The organism is Microvirga mediterraneensis, assembly GCF_013520865.1.
GTDB classification, from domain to species: Bacteria; Pseudomonadota; Alphaproteobacteria; order Rhizobiales; family Beijerinckiaceae; genus Microvirga; species Microvirga mediterraneensis.
On record NZ_JACDXJ010000001.1, the window covers coordinates 339214 to 352482 of the forward strand.

At 64.4% G+C, this 13269-nt stretch carries 9 protein-coding genes; 1 reads left to right on the forward strand and 8 read right to left on the reverse strand.

Translation table 11 applies throughout. The annotated features are described in order from the left end of the window. Positions 1-91: 91 nt before the first annotated feature. The 5 genes from H0S73_RS01565 to H0S73_RS01585 all read right to left on the reverse strand — a co-directional run bounded on the left by H0S73_RS01565 (position 92) and on the right by H0S73_RS01585 (position 8380). Positions 92-1900 carry a glycoside hydrolase family 15 protein gene (locus tag H0S73_RS01565; RefSeq protein ID WP_181050507.1) on the reverse strand — a complete coding sequence of 603 codons (1809 nt, stop codon included), beginning with the start codon at positions 1898-1900 and terminating at the stop codon, positions 92-94. A 1-nt stretch (position 1901) separates the two neighbouring features. Then, on the reverse strand, positions 1902-2654 hold the full coding sequence (gene otsB / locus H0S73_RS01570; protein WP_181050508.1) for a trehalose-phosphatase: 753 nt from the start codon (positions 2652-2654) through the stop codon (positions 1902-1904). Between the two features lie 21 nt (positions 2655-2675). Further along, on the reverse strand, positions 2676-4877 hold the full coding sequence (locus H0S73_RS01575; RefSeq protein WP_246389186.1) for an alpha,alpha-trehalose-phosphate synthase (UDP-forming): 2202 nt from the start codon (positions 4875-4877) through the stop codon (positions 2676-2678). Between the two features lie 314 nt (positions 4878-5191). Then, positions 5192-6514 carry an HlyD family type I secretion periplasmic adaptor subunit gene (locus tag H0S73_RS01580; protein ID WP_181050510.1) on the reverse strand — a complete coding sequence of 441 codons (1323 nt, stop codon included), beginning with the start codon at positions 6512-6514 and terminating at the stop codon, positions 5192-5194. Next, on the reverse strand, positions 6515-8380 hold the full coding sequence (locus H0S73_RS01585; protein ID WP_181050511.1) for a type I secretion system permease/ATPase: 1866 nt from the start codon (positions 8378-8380) through the stop codon (positions 6515-6517). A gap of 307 nt (positions 8381-8687) precedes the next feature. On the opposite strand from H0S73_RS01585, the gene H0S73_RS01590 reads away from it, so the two are divergent. After that, entirely contained in the window at positions 8688-9530 is an 843-nt protein-coding gene (locus H0S73_RS01590) for a hypothetical protein (protein ID WP_181050512.1), read from the forward strand. 127 nt (positions 9531-9657) lie between these two features. Here the strand turns inward: H0S73_RS01590 and cydB are convergent, their stop codons facing one another. The 3 genes from cydB to H0S73_RS01605 form a co-directional block, all read right to left on the reverse strand. Beyond that, positions 9658-10707, reverse strand: a complete 1050-nt coding sequence (cydB, locus tag H0S73_RS01595) for a cytochrome d ubiquinol oxidase subunit II (protein WP_181050513.1) — start codon at positions 10705-10707, stop codon at positions 9658-9660. An 11-nt stretch (positions 10708-10718) separates the two neighbouring features. Further along, entirely contained in the window at positions 10719-12155 is a 1437-nt protein-coding gene (locus tag H0S73_RS01600; protein ID WP_181050514.1) for a cytochrome ubiquinol oxidase subunit I, read from the reverse strand. A 162-nt stretch (positions 12156-12317) separates the two neighbouring features. Continuing rightward, a complete protein-coding gene (locus H0S73_RS01605; RefSeq protein ID WP_181050515.1) occupies positions 12318-13196 on the reverse strand; it encodes an MBL fold metallo-hydrolase in 879 nt (292 codons plus the stop codon). Positions 13197-13269 lie beyond the last annotated feature (73 nt).

Genomic DNA, 13269 nt, shown 5'->3' on the forward strand with positions numbered 1-13269 from the left:
TTGGTCCCGCCGATATCCCCGAGCAGAACAGGAAATGCAAACATCGAAGCCTATCGTCCTTTCTGCCTCTTTCCGCGCCCGAAGACCGCGATCAGAACGCTTCCTCCCAGCTCCGACTCAGGCGCACGGCGGAGTTGATGAGGCCGACCATGGAATAAGTCTGCGGGAAATTCCCCCACAATTCCCCGGTTGTGAAATCCGCATCTTCCGAGAAGAGCCCGAAGGAATTGCGCAAGCTCAGGATGTGCTCGAACAGTTCCTTCGCCTCGTCCTTGCGCCCGATGGCGTTCAGCGCATCCACGTACCAGAAGCCGCAGATCATGAAAGCCGTATGCATGAGGCCGAAATCGTCTTCCACATCATAACGCAGGAGAAGATCGCCGCGCCGCAGCTTCGCGCCCACCGCTTCCACGGTCGCGATGAAGCGCGGATCCTCGGCCTTCACGAAATCGAGCTCCGCCAGCAGCAGAAGCGTCGCATCGAGATCCTTGCCGTCGAAGGAGGACACGAAGGTCCCCGTCTCGGAATTGTAGGCGCGCTCGTTGATCACCCTGTGCATGTGGTCGGCATTCTCCCGCCAGAACGCGGCCCGGTCCTCGCGTCCCATGGCTTCGGCGATCTTGACGAGACGATCGCAGGCCGCCCAGCACATCACGCTCGGAAAGGTATGAACGGCCGCCTTGGTGCGCAGTTCCCACGGGCCGGCATCGGGCTGGTCGAAAACCTCGATGGCCCGGTGTCCCAGCTTTTCCAGATGCGCGAACAGGGCCCGGTTGCCGGTACGGATCAGGCGCCTGTCGAGGAAGGCGTGCACGGAGGCCAGGACGACGCTGCCATAAGCATCGTTCTGGATCTGCGTGTAGGCCGCGTTGCCCACGCGCACGGGCCCCATGCCGCGATAGCCGGCCAGCGCCGTCGCCTCCCGCTCGTCCAGATCGGGCGAGCGCGTGATGCTGAAGAGCGGCGGCATGTCCTTCTGGTCGGGGATCGCTTCCATGTCATCGACGATGTTGGTGATATAGGTGAGGTATTCCTCCATCGTCTTGGTGGTGCCGAGCCGGTTCAGGGCCTGGATGACGAAATAGGCGTCGCGCAGCCAACAATAGCGGTAGTCCCAGTTGCGTTTGGTGTGCGGCGCTTCCGGCACCGAGGTGGTGAGCGCCGCCACGATGGCGCCCGTCTCCTCGTAGTTGCAGAGCTTGAGCGTGATGGCGGCGCGGATTACCGCCTCCTGCCAGTCGAACGGGATCGAGAGCGAGCGCACCCAGTCGCGCCAGAAATCGACCGTGCTGTCGAGGAAGGCGCGGGCCGTGGAATCCGTCTCCGACCGGAGCGGTTCGTCCTCGCCGAAGAAGAATGACAGGGGCCGGTCGACCACGAAGGGCCTCTCGTCCTGCACATAGGACACGGAGGCGTCGGTGGTGAGCCGCAGCGAATAGGCCGGACCGACGAAGCGCAGGTGGTTGCTGCCGCGGGTCAGGCTGGGCGGGCAGCCGCCCCAGTCGTAATGGGGCCGCAGGCGCACGCGGATGCGCGGACGCCCTTTCACCGGGTAGACCCGGCGGATCAGCATCGGTGGACGGAAGGTGCGGTCGTAATGCTTGAAGCGCGGTGCGAAATCCGTGACCTCGAGAATATTGCCGAAGGAGTCCGTCATGCGCGACACGAGAACGGCCGTGTTCTCGAGATAGGTCTGCTCGCAGCTGACCATGCCGACCATGTCGATGGCGAAGATTCCCTTCTGCTCCGCGTCGGTCCGGCCCTCCGGGCTGTCGAGCAGGGCGGAAAACACCGGGTCGCCGTCGAAGCGGGGAAAGCAGCTCCAGACGATCTGCGCACGGCGGTCCACAAGGGCCGAGATCGTGCAGTTGCCGATGACGGCAAGATCTAGCGAACTCATATCAGTATTCATCCCCTTTGAAAGGCGGCGTCCCTTCGTAAGCCCACGTGGACAGGCAATGTCGCAGATCCGAAGGCGTTCCAAGGCGGACCTTGGCAATGGTGTCCCCCTGGCCGATGCGCACGGACAGGCCATCATGAGCATTGACGGTCTTGAAGCCATGCTCGTCGGTGAGATCGTCGCCGATGAAGATCGGACGCCGACCCTTGTAGGGAGCTTCCTGGAGAAATCTCTCGATCACCTTGCCCTTCCCGGCCGCCGAGGGAAGGATTTCTGCCACAGCTTTCCCGTGTTGAACACGGTAATCCGCACCGAGCGCCTCGACGGCCGCCCGGGCGGTGGCGAGGGCGAAATCCTTCTCATGCGGAGCAAGGCGCCAATGGATGGCGACGGAGCAGCCCTTGTCCTCGATCAGGACGCCCTCCTTATCGGCAACGATCCTGCACAGGCGCTCGACCGCCTCCCGCAGGGCGGGGTGCTCGTCGGGATCGCACATGGAGAGGTGGCCGGCAATGCGATGCTCGAGCCCGTGAAGCCCGGCCATGTCGAAGACATGTGGAGCGAAGCGCGCATCGAGGAACTCGACGGGGCGTCCGCTGATGATCGCGAGCGCCCCGCCGAGCCGCTCCTGCAGGCGGGTGAGAATGTCCGGCAGGGCCGGGTCGACGGCCACCGCATCGGGCCGTTCGACGATGTCGACGAGGGTTCCGTCGAAATCGAGAAACAGCGCGCAGTCCTTGTTCATATCAGGCATCGAATCGGGTCTCGCAGGGTTTCACGCATTGGCCGGTGCGAGCTTCCGCCCCCTGGCGATCAAACGCCTGATCCGCTGCTGCTTGCGCAGGCGGGAGGCGGCCAGCAGCATCTGGCCCGCCCAGCGATAGACGTTTCTCTCCTTGACCTGATCGCGCATCAGCCGCATCCGCTCCCGTTGTTCGGGCTGCGGCATGGTCAGCGCGCGGTTGATGGCCTCGCCCATGGCGTGGGCGTTATACGGATTCACGATCAACGCTTCGGACAGCTCGCGGGATGCACCGGCGAAGGCCGACAGGATGAGCACGCCCTGTTCGTCGTCCCGCGCGGCCACGAACTCCTTGGCGACGAGATTCATGCCGTCGTGCAGGCTCGACACGATGCACAGATCCGCCGCGCGGAAAAGCTCGAAGACCTGGGCGGGCTCGTGATGGCGCACGAGCAGCTTGATGGGCTCGTAGCCGTTGCCGCCGTGCCTCTCGTTGATGTCGCGCGCCAAGGCTTCGGCCTCTTCCTGGAGCTGGCGGTAATTGGAAAGCTTGCTTCTGGTAGGCGCCGCAACCTGAACGAAGGCAAAATTACCATGCCATTCCGGATGCTCCGTCAGCAGCACATCGATGGCCTGCATGCGGTCGAGAATGCCCTTCGTATAGTCGAAGCGTTCGATGCCGACGCCGATGCGCATGTCGGGAGACAGACCCAGACGCTCGCGTACGATCCTGCGGCATTCCTCCACGGGCTTCTGGCCCTCCATGGCGGTGGGCGGCCACTCGATGGAGATCGGATAGGGGCGGATCAGGGTTTCCTCGCCGCCGAAGATCACCGAATCCTTCTCCCGGTCGATGCGGCTTTCCACATAGGAATCGACCGCGTCCATGAAGTTGTTGCAATGGGCCTGGGTGTGGAAGCCGAGGATCGAGGAGCCCAGGAGCCCGTCGATGATCTCCTCGCGCCAGGGACAGATGCCGAAGGTCTCCGCATTGGGCCAGGGGATGTGCCAGAAGGTCACGATGGTGGCCCGGGGCAGCCGGTCGCGGATCATGCGCGGCAGCAGGGCGAAGTGGTAGTCCTGCACGAGGATGATCGGATCCTCGCGCTTGGCCTCGGCCACGATCGCCTCGGCGAATTTCTCGTTGACGGACCGGTAGTACTGCCAGTCCGCCTCCCGGAAGATCGGCCGCACGAAGGCGATGTGGCACAGCGGCCAAAGTCCCTCGTTGGCCGCGCCGTAATAATACCCGTCCTGCTCCTCGTCCGTGAGCCAGACGCGGCGCAGGGTGTAGGACGGGTGATTCGGCGGCACGGGCACCCGGTCGTTGGCATCGACCGTCTCCCGGTCGGCCGTGCCGCTGCCATGGGCGACCCATGTGCCTCCGCAGGCGCGCACCACCGGCTCCAGGGCCGAGACGAGGCCGCTGGCCGGGATCTGCAGGGAGATCTCGCCGCTCTCCGTCCGGTTGTGGATGTACGGCTCGCGATTCGACACCACGATGACCTCCGAGCCCGACAGCTCGTTGGAGAGGGCGGCCCTCAGGGTTTCGGGGCTCCAGTCCGTATGGGCGGCGTCGATGGTCCGCCGCGAGGCTTCCAGTTCCTGGAGCACGTCGCGGATTTCCTGCCCGAGCGGAATGATATTCTCCTCGACGGGCGGGTTGGCGTTGCCCGCGCGGGCGCTTTCGAGGGCCTGCCGGATGGACGCCAGCCAGCGGCGCATGATGATGGCCGCGATCATGGCCGCCAGGGCCGCGGCCCCGAAGGCGACGCCGGCGAGCGCCAGGAAGAGATAGTTCCTCGCCTCCCCGCCGCGCTGATCGGCATAGCTCAGGTCGTGCAGCACCACGAGATGCCCGGTCCGTCCCCCGACATTGAGCGGGAAGGAGCTGACCAGGATGTTGTGATCCTGGTTCCTGACGACGGAGAAGCTTTCCGCGTCGGACCGGGAGGCCTCCCGGCAGGAGAAGGACGGCGGCATGTTGCTGGTGGGGAAGCGCAGTTCCTGCCCGTCGCAATAGCCGATGGCGAGAACGCGCTCGTCGGTGGCGATGCGCTCGAACAGGATGCCGGCCTGCTGGGTGTCGTTGCGGGCCAGGAGACCGCTGACCTGGTCCCGGACGGAGTTGAAGACGAGGCGGGATCGCAGCTCGACGTCGCGGCGCGACCATTGTTCCACGAAGGATGTAGCAAAGGGCAGCACGGCCAGGATGACGATGGCCGCGACGAGCATTGCGATACCGCCAAAGCGGAAGATGATCCTCAAAACGCTAAGTCCCTTAAGAATACCAAGGCCGTCATCGAGGCGGGCCGGTCCGATCCTGCGACGGGACCGCGGATTTTGCCTTCGATGGAGGAGCGCAGGAGAACGCAGCCCTCGCCCCTGTTATGGGTTCCCGAGCGGAACTTTCCAGGCTTGGCCGGTCTGCGGTCGATGCTCTTACGCCTTGTTCGGCACAGGCAACGCTCTCGAGGGCTCGAACGAAAACCGCGGCCGAAGCTCATGGCCCCGACCGCGGTTTTCGTTATTCGTCCGGCAAGGAGAGATCAATGCTCGCGGAAGGCGCGGGCGATCTGCTCTTCCATGGGCTTGAAGAAATACTCGAACGGGGTGCGCTGGTTCACCTCGACAAAGACCTCGGCCTGCATGCCGGCGATCAGATGGAGGTTCTCGAGCTTCTTGATTTCGTCCTGGGGCAGCTCGATCCGGATCGTGTAGAAGGTCGCGCCGGTCTGCTGGTCCCGCGACACGTCCGCCGAGATGCGGCTGACGGAGCCGTGCAGATCCGGGATCATGCGCGCATTCGAGGCATGGACCTTCACGGTCGCCTTCTGGCCCAGTTTCACCTGATCGATCTCGTTGGGCAGCACCTTGGCCTCGAGTTCGAGCTTGTCGTTCACCGGCACGATGTTCATCACCGGCTCGGCCGGGGAGATCACGCCGCCGATGGTGTGAACGTTCAGCTGGTGCACGTAGCCGTCGCTCGGCGCACGGATGTCGATGCGCTTCAGCTGGTCCTCGGCCGCCACGCGCCGCTCGGTATATTCCGCGATCTTGCCCTGGATCTCGCGCAATTCCTGCATCGCCTCGGCGCGCATCTGCTCGTCGATCTGGATGATCTGGAACTTGGTCTCGGCGATCCGGCTCTCGGCCTGGGCGACGGCGGCGATGAGCTGGCCGCGCTGGCCCTCGATGCTCGCGGCGTCGCGCTCGAGAGCGTTCAGGCGGGTGATCGGAACCAGGTTCTTCTCGTAGAGGTCGCGAACGCCCTTGAGCTCCGCCACGATCAGATCGGCCTCGCGGGCCTTGGCCGTCTGCTGGGCCTTCAGGCCCACGATCTCGTCCTCGGACTGCGAAATGCGCTTGCGGAGCTGGTCCTTCTGCGCATCGCGGGAGGCGCCGCGCGCGGTGAAGAGCGTGCGCTCGGAGGACATGATCTTCTGGACGGCCGGTTCGCTGGTGCGGCTGGCGAATTCATCAGGCGTCCTGACCTCAGGCGATCCATCGCGCTCGGCTTCCAGGCGCGCCTGGCGGCCGAGATACTCGTCGAGCTGCTTGGCCACCACCTGCAGGTTGGCGCGGGTCAAGGTCTCGTCCAGGCGGACTAGGAGATCGCCCTGGGACACCCGGTCGCCTTCCTTGACCTTCAGCTCGCCGACGATACCGCCGGTCGAGTGCTGGACCTTCTTGACGCTGGTATCGACCACGAACTGGCCGCCGGCGACGACGGCGCCGGACAGGGTCGACGTGGCCGCCCAGAGGCCGATGGTCCCGCCGAAGAGGGCGATCATGGCCACGCCCGCGATGGTCGACTGACGCAGCATCCGCTGGTGCACGGAGGGTTTTTGGGGAGCTTGAATGACCAACATTTAACCAACCTCTCGCAGGTTCGCAGCCGGGGCTGCCGGGGCCTGCTGCGGCCGCACCGGTGCCGGTGCCGGCGTCGCATTGCGTTTCATGACGGACTGCAGAACCTCGTCGCGCGGTCCGACGGCCTTGATCCGGCCTTCTTCCATGATGGCGACCTGATCGACCTGGCCGAGAGCCGCCGGACGGTGCGTGATCACGATGACGACGCCGCCGCGCTTGCGGACTGCCAGGATGGCCTGGTTCAGGGCCTCGTCGCCAGCGCCGTCGAGGCTGGCATTCGGCTCGTCGAGCACGACCAGGAACGGGTTGCCGTAGAGGGCGCGGGCGAGGGCCACGCGCTGGCGCTGGCCGCCCGACAGGGAGGCTCCGCCCTCGCCGATCCGAGTATCATAGCCTTCGGGCAGGTTGAGGATCAGCTCATGCGCACCCGCGGTCTGCGCCGCCGCGATGATGTCCTCCGGGTTGGGCTTCGGCTGGAAGCGGGCGATGTTCTCGGCGACGGTGCCCTCGAACAGCTCCACGTCCTGCGGGAGATAACCCACATGGCGGCCGAGCGCGTCCGGCTCCCACTGGTCGAGCGCCGCTCCGTCGAGGCGGATCTCGCCGCGCAGGGTCGGCCACACGCCGACGAGGGCGCGGGCAAGGGTCGATTTGCCCGAGGCGCTGGGGCCGATGAGGCCGAGGCCCTGGCCTGCCTGGAGCTTGAGCGAGGCGGCCTGGACGATCGGCAGCGAGGCGCCGGGAGCGCCGACGAAGACCTCTTCCACCGACAGGGCGGCCTTCGGGGCAGGCAGCGGCATGCGCTGGCCCTGGGCCGGCACGAGCGACATGATGTGCTGCAGGCGGCGATAGGCTTGGCGGGAGGCGGTGAACCCCTTCCAGTGCGCGACCGCGATCTCGATCGGGGCGAGCGCGCGGGACATCAGGATCGAGCCGGCGATCATCAGGCCGCCCGACATCTGCCCCTGGATCACGTAATAGGCGCCGAGGCCGAGGACGGCCGACTGGATCACCATGCGGAAGACCTTGGCGAAGGCGCTGATGCCGGCCGAGGATTCGCTGGCGAGCAGGCCATCATTGACGTGACGGACATGCACTTCGTCGTAGCGCTTGGCCAGGAAGCCGAGCATGCCGTTGGCGCGGATGGCCTCCGCGTTGCGGCGGCTGGTCTCGGCCATGGCATGGCGCTCGGCGCCGCTCTTGGTCACCTCGTAGGATGGGCCCTTGCTCTTGGCGTCCGTATAAAGGGTCAGGAAGATGATGACCACGCCGCCGACCACCGACAGAACGCCGATGCCGGGGTGGATCATGAAGCAGCCGATGAGGAAGATCGGCATGAAGGGCATGTCGAACAGGGCCGTCGGACCCAGGCTCGACAGGAAGCCGCGGATCGTGTCGAGGTCGCGGATCGGCTGCATGCTCTCGGCCTGCTTGGCGCCTTTGAGGGGCATCGTGGCCACGAGATCGAACACCCGGTGGGAGAGCAGCTCGTCGAAGCGGGCGCCGATGCGCGCCAGCATGCGGCCACGCAGCATGTCGAGGCCGCCCGAGAGTGCAAATGCCGCGAGGGTGATCAGGGACAGACCGATCAGGGTGGGAATGCTCCGGCTCGACAGCACCCGATCGTAGACCTGGAGCATGTAGATGGAGCCCGTGAGCGCCAGTAGGTTGACCACTGCCGAGAACACGGCAACCCCGGTGAAGGAGGGAAGACAGGACTTCAGAGCGTCTTGGACCTCTGTGCTTTCTTCCCGATTTCTCGATGCCTGCTTCATAATCTTTTTCCATCGGCCGACCGGTAATCCGGTGCCTTCGTGGTGGTAGAGCCATTGCGCAAGGTTATACCTTACCACAATGTTCGCCATCTGGCGATGGCTGCGATGTCGGGCAGTGGCCCCACGAGAGTATCCCGTTATGGTTAGGCCTGAAAGGCCCCGTTTCTTAGCACTCTTATGGGTATTGGAGGTGCCCCAAGATGGTCGCTTTCCGTTACGCCATCTTTTGTAACCTTATTATATGTAACTATGTCAACAAAAAGTTCGGTTCAAATATAAATTCTTGACGCTCATCCCATTTTTGGGAGGGCCTGCAACGTAAACACTTAACGGCAAAGATAACCCTTTGGTAAACTTTCAGGGTTAATGCTCTCTGACCTGGAAATGAGGTCGGAATATGGACATCAACATACGTTCTCAGGATCGTGCCGGAGCCGCCGAACAGCCCAGCGCACCATCCGTTCAGCCGATCCAGCTCGACCCTAAAGCCAGTGCGGCCCTGGAAGAGGCCATCCGAAGCGCGAAGCTCGGCCCGAAGCCGGCTCCCTCCCACAAAGCCGGGACGGGCGAAGCGGCCGCATCCGGTCGCCGGGCGTCTCCCGCCAGATTCCTGGGGCAGTCCGCCATGGCCCTGCTCCTCGTCGGAGCCGGGTGGGCGGCCTCCTATATGGGAACATTGGCCAACCAGGACGCCATCCGGCGCCTCGAGACCGAGACGGCCCGCAGCCAGGAGATCCTCGCCCGGCTGAGCACCGACCTGGATGCCCTCAAGGCGACGGTCGTCGCGTCCAAGGATGTCGAGCACACCGCTTCCCTATCGTCGGCATCGGAACGAACGGAGCTGTCGGACAGGGTCGAGCGCCTGACCATCAGCCTGCAGGAGCCGGCCAAGAAGCTCTCCTCCCTCGAGGAAAGGCTGGGCCGGATGGAAAACCAGATCATGACGACCCTGGCAGAGCTGAACACGAAACCGGCGACGCCGGCCGCGCCTCCGGTGACCGAAGCGGCCTTGCGCGAGGAAGCTCCCGCGCCCAAGCCGGTGAAAAGCGAACCCGTCGACGGATGGGTGCTCCGGGAAGTCTATGACGGCGCGGCCCTCGTCGAGAATCGCAGCCGCCGCCTCTACGAAGTCATGCCGGGCGGCACGTTGCCCGGCGTCGGCCGCATCGAGGCCATCGAGCGCCGCGGCGCCCGCTGGGTGGTCGTCACCGACAAGGGCTTCATCGGCACGTATCGTTAACGGGGAATGATGCCCCTCAGGCCATAGACGAGCCCCGCGAAGACCGCGAGGCTCGCGACATACAGAAAGACGAACCAGAGAAGGCGCTTGGAGCGCGATTCCCGCGGGCGATCCATGTCGGCCTGCATCAATGATACCCGTAGCCGCCGCCCGAGATCTCCTCGGCGACCTTGCCGCGAAAGACGTAATAGGCATAGGCCGTGTAGGCGAAGGTGATCGGCAGCACGATGGCGAAGCCGACCAGTGCGAAGAGTTGAGAATGAACGGTGTTGGCGGTGTCCCAGATCGTGAGGCTCGGCGGCACGAGGAAGGGGAAGAGGCTGACGCCGAGGCCGAGATAGCCCAGCAGGAACAGCGAGATCGCCAGAAAGAATGGCCTCACGTGCCGGCCTTCCTCCAGGTCGCGGAAGAGCCTGTAGGCGACATAGGCCGTGACCAGCGGGATCGGCGCCAGAAAGGCGATGTTCGGCCAGGTGAACCAGCGCGTTTCGATCTGTCTGCCTAAGAACGGCACCCATGCCGACACGGCGGCCATGGCGAGAATGGTGGCGAGAAGAAAGCGCACCGCGATACGACGCGCCCAGATCTCCAGCTCGCCCGTGGTCTTCATCACGCACCAGGTCGCGCCGAGAAGCCCGTAGCCGCAGATCAGGCCGATGCCGGTGAGCACGCTGAACGGCGTCAGGAAATCGAAGGTGCCGCCGGTGAACTGGCGGCCATCGGTGGGAAAGCCCTGCACGAAGGCGCCCAGCACCATGCCCTGGAAGAACGTCGCCAGCAGAGAGCCGAAGAAGAAGGCGTTGTCCCACACGAATTTCGACCGATCCGCCTTGAACCGGAATTCAAAGGCGACGCCGCGAAAGATCAGCGCGATCAGCATGAGGATGATCGGCACATAGAGGGCTGGCATGAGCACCGCATAGGCGACGTGGAACACGGCGAAGAGACCGCCGCCGCCGAGGATGAGCCAGGTCTCGTTGCCGTCCCAGATCGGCGCCACCGAAAACATCATCCGGTCGCGCCAGTTCTCGCTGCCGGCCGCCTTGAACATGATGCCGACGCCGAGATCGAAACCGTCGACGATCACGTACATGGCGACGGCGACAGCGATCAGCCCCGCCCAGATCAGCGGCAGCCAGAAGGCCAATCCTTCGTGTTCCATTCCGAAACCGAACATGCCCTGCCCTCCTATTCCGCCGGCTGCGCGCGATGGCCCGGCCGTCCTTCGATCGCTTCATCCGGCACCGAAAGCGGACGTTTCGGCTTTCTGTCGAGATCGTCCCCGGGAATATCCTCGACCGGATCGGGGCCGCGCCGCAGGATCTTGGCGAGATAGTAGGAGCCGAAGCCGAACACGAAGGCATAGACGACGATGAAGATCAGGAGCGAGGCGGTCACCGCTCCGGCCGTGATGGGCGACACCGCATCGGCCGTGCGAAGATGGCCGTAGACCACATAGGGCTGCCGGCCGATCTCCGCGACGAACCAGCCGAAGAGCACGGCGCCGAAACCGGACGGCGTCATGATCATGGCGGCCGTCAGGAAGGCTCTGTTGGTGAAGAGCGTCCCCTTCCAGCGCAGATAGACGCTCCACAGCCCGATGCCGAGCATCGCGAAACCGATGGCGACCATGATGCGGAAGGAAAAGAAGACCGGCCAGACCGGCGGGCGCTCGTCCGGCGGCACTTCCTTCAGGCCGGGCACGACGCCGTCGAAGGCATGAGTCAAAACCCAGCTCCCGATCTTCGGAATGGCGATTTCGTAATGGTTCGTTTCCGCCACCTCGTCGGGAAGGGCGAAAAGGCGAAGCGGCATGTTCGCCATCCTGTCCCAGTTGCCCTCGATGGCAGCCAGCTTCGTCGGCTGATATTTGAGCACGCCGAGGCCATGGAGATCGCCGATCAGGATCTGCACCGGCACGAAGATGGTGGCGAACCACAGCGCCATGGACATGGAGCGCCGCGACGCCTGCAGCTTCGCGGGCGGCGCATCGTGCGGATGCCGGAGCAGCATCCAGGCCGACATGCCGGCGACCGCGAAAGCCGTCGTCAGGTAGCAGCCCATCACCATATGCGCGTAGCGAAGCGGGAAAGACGGGTTGAAGACGACCTTGAACCAATCGACCGGCACCGCCTTGCCGTTCTCGATGGCGAAACCGTCGGGTGTCTGCATCCAGGAATTGGCGGACAGGATCCAGAAGGCCGAAATCAGGGTTCCCAAGGCCACCATGCAGGTGGCGAAGAAATGCAGGCGGTCGCCGACCTTTTCCCAGCCGAAGAGCATGATGCCCAGGAAGGCCGCCTCCAGGAAGAACGCGGTGATGACCTCGTAGGCGATGACGGGCCCGAGCACGTTGCCTGTGAATTCGGAGAAGCGCGACCAGTTCGTCCCGAACTGATAGCTCATCACGATCCCCGACACGACCCCGAGCCCGAAGGAGACGGCGAAGACCTTGACCCAGAAGCGGAAGAGATTGCGATAGAGCGGGTCGCCCGTGCGCAGCCAATTGAATTCCAGCGCCGCGAGCCAGCTGGCAAGCCCGATGGTGAAAGCCGGGAAGATGATGTGGAAGGCGACCGTGAACGCGAACTGGATGCGCGAGAGCAACAGGGCATCGAATTCCATTTTCCGCTTCCCCTCATCGGCCTACCTGCCTGCTTTTAGGGCGACGGCGGGCAGCGACCAGAGGGAGGAGCCGTTTCCACCGGCATGGAGGCAGCTCTCTTCTCAATATGTCGCGCTTTCAACGGCGAACCGGGTTTCCTTCGCGGAGCATGCCCGCACGGTTCAATGGGCGCGCGAATGCGGACTGTATTGCATCGGGACCGGTCGCCATCCCGTGCTCAGACGCTGCAGGGCCTCGAGCTCGATCGGGTCGTGGCTGCAGAAGATCTTCACGTTGCTGCGTCCGTCGTTGGCCAGAACGCGCAGCCGTTCCTGATTGTGGAGGCGCAGCGGCCGATCCTCCTCCATCAAGGCCTGGTAGGCGCGCAGCCCCGGCGTGCAGGACGGGTCCTCGTCCATCTCGTGCCGATGGAAATAGGCGTCGCCCGCATTGAGCAGCCAGCCCTCCGGCGTATCGATGGCGATGCCCGCATGGCCCATGGTGTGGCCCGGAAGCGGGATCATCAGGATCTCGGGCGGCAAGCCGTCGAGGTCGCGCACGGAACGGAAGCCGAACCATCCCTCCCCCGTCGGGTCGTAGAACCGCCAGTCCCGCACCTCGTCCCATTGCCGGGGGCTGTAGCGGCGGCGATGGATGAAGCCGTGCCTTACCTCGGCTTCTTCGATTTCCGCGCGCAGGACGTGAACGGTCGCCTCCGGGAAATCCTCGAGGCCGCCGGCATGGTCGAAATCGAGATGGGTCAGCACGATGTGGCGCACGTCGCGGGGCGAAAAGCCGAGGCTCCGCACCTGCTCCAGCGCTGTGTAGCGGTGCTCCAACTGGATCCGGTTGGTGTGGATGAAGAGCGGGCTGATCCGCCCATAGGGATCGTCCACGTCCCTGGAGCCGAAGCCCGTATCGACGAGGACGAGGCCGCTGTTGTCCGTCTCGACGAGCAGGCAATGGCAGATCAGATGCCCGGTCAGGCCGCCGCTCGCGCCGTCCCAAAGCTTTCCCCCAACCGGACACATGCAGCCGCAATTGAGATGATGAATGCGCATGGCGGGGCCTCGCTGAAATCGTGGTGGCGAAGCCCTAACGGACGAGACAGGGAAATGTTCGCGCTGCCGGGCG

Bases quoted from the DNA above. Each gene is read 5' to 3' on its own strand.
- H0S73_RS01565 (WP_181050507.1), bottom strand. From the start codon at position 1,900: ATGAGTTCGCTAGATCTTGCCGTCATCGGCAACTGCACGATCTCGGCC.
- otsB (WP_181050508.1), bottom strand. From the start codon at position 2,654: ATGCCTGATATGAACAAGGACTGCGCGCTGTTTCTCGATTTCGACGGA.
- H0S73_RS01575 (WP_246389186.1), bottom strand. From the start codon at position 4,877: ATGCTCGTCGCGGCCATCGTCATCCTGGCCGTGCTGCCCTTTGCTACA.
- H0S73_RS01580 (WP_181050510.1), bottom strand. From the start codon at position 6,514: ATGTTGGTCATTCAAGCTCCCCAAAAACCCTCCGTGCACCAGCGGATG.
- H0S73_RS01585 (WP_181050511.1), bottom strand. From the start codon at position 8,380: ATGGCGAACATTGTGGTAAGGTATAACCTTGCGCAATGGCTCTACCAC.
- H0S73_RS01590 (WP_181050512.1), top strand. From the start codon at position 8,688: ATGGACATCAACATACGTTCTCAGGATCGTGCCGGAGCCGCCGAACAG.
- cydB (WP_181050513.1), bottom strand. From the start codon at position 10,707: ATGTTCGGTTTCGGAATGGAACACGAAGGATTGGCCTTCTGGCTGCCG.
- H0S73_RS01600 (WP_181050514.1), bottom strand. From the start codon at position 12,155: ATGGAATTCGATGCCCTGTTGCTCTCGCGCATCCAGTTCGCGTTCACG.
- H0S73_RS01605 (WP_181050515.1), bottom strand. From the start codon at position 13,196: ATGCGCATTCATCATCTCAATTGCGGCTGCATGTGTCCGGTTGGGGGA.